Raw genomic sequence first — 1241 nt, 5'->3', positions numbered from 1 at the left:
CTGGGAATTCAACTGCTTCGTTCAAGGCTTTGGAGAATCTGCCGCTGAACTTGCTCATCCTGGTCTCGTATCGCATCCGTCAACGCTTGTAGCTTGGAGCGCAGACCGTGGACCTGATCAACGAGTGCCATGATGACGTCGATACCCTCGTGGTTGACCCCCATGGTTTCGCTGAGATCGAGGATCAAGAGACCACGCGCCACGTCGGCGTCATGAAACTCTCCCCGTCCATCGTTTTTGGCCGGGACGACCCAGCCCTGTTCCATCCATATGCTGAGCGTTGAGTGCTCGATGCTAAGTCGTTCGCAAAACTCCGAATGTCTCATATCAACCTCCCCAAGCTCTGCGAGGATTTTGGGCCTCTCCCGCCGACCATGATGTGGCGAATGCTGCAAGGTCAGGGTCTGCGGGATCGGGAAGAATGACCTTGACGGTAATGTACTGGTCGCCGCTGCCGCCGCCCCGCTTGGTGACCCCCTTGCCCTTTAAGCGCAGCGTTTTCCCGGTGCTCGAATTGGGCGGCAGCGTCAGTGTCACATTGCCAGATATCGTTGGGACCAACACCTTTCCCCCGAGGATCGCTTCACGAAGGGAGATGGGCATCTCAATCCGGATGTCGTCACCATCGCGGGTGAAGATCGGGTGAGGCCGTACGTGAACTTCAATCAACGCGTCGCCAGCCGGCCCGCCGCCGGGGCCAGGTTCGCCTTTACCTCGAAGCCGAAGTGGCTGCCCGTCCTGAGTGCCTGGAGGGATCTGCAGGTCAAGCGTGGTTCTGTCCGGCAGCGTGATCTGCTTCTTCGCGCCGTTGACTGCTTCAAGGAAATCTACCTCCATGGCGAAATGCAGATCTCTTCCGCGCGCATGCGTTTGCCCATGGCCTCTTCGCGAAAAGAAGCTCGAAAAAATGTCGTCGGCCTCGCCAAAATCCGAGAAGCCGCTCGTACTTTGGTAGCGCGTGTCAGCACCCGGAGTCGCTGCATACTCCTTGTAGTAGTTTCGAGCGGCCTGCTCTGCCCCGGTCGCATCTATTTCGCCTTTGTCGAAGCGTGCGCGCTTCTCCTCGTCGCCCAGCAACGCATAGGCCGCGGACGCCTCCTTGAACCGGTCCTCCGCGTTCTTGTCGCCAGGATTCAGGTCAGGATGGAGTTTCTTCGCAAGCTTGCGATAGGCGCTCTGAATCTCTTTTTGAGTCGCGTTCTTTGCCACCCCGAGGGTTTCGTACGGATCGTTGGCCATTT

General features: G+C 58.2%; 2 protein-coding genes. Both read right to left on the bottom strand.

The window, feature by feature from the left end; all coding sequences use genetic code 11:
• Window positions 1–8 precede the first annotated feature (8 nt).
• Window positions 9–326 (bottom strand): chaperone modulator CbpM, encoded by a 318-nt coding sequence (locus N181_RS09960; protein ID WP_014857820.1) that lies wholly within the window; start codon window positions 324–326, stop codon window positions 9–11.
• Window position 327: 1 nt separating this feature from the next.
• The gene (locus N181_RS09955) at window positions 328–1239 is read right to left on the bottom strand and encodes a DnaJ C-terminal domain-containing protein (protein WP_014857821.1); all 912 of its coding nucleotides are present in this window, start codon (window positions 1237–1239) and stop codon (window positions 328–330) included.
• Window positions 1240–1241 lie beyond the last annotated feature (2 nt).

Origin of the sequence: Sinorhizobium fredii USDA 205 (genome assembly GCF_001461695.1) — a bacterium.
GTDB lineage: Bacteria > Pseudomonadota > Alphaproteobacteria > Rhizobiales > Rhizobiaceae > Sinorhizobium > Sinorhizobium fredii.
This window is presented reverse-complemented; position numbering and strand designations above follow the sequence as displayed.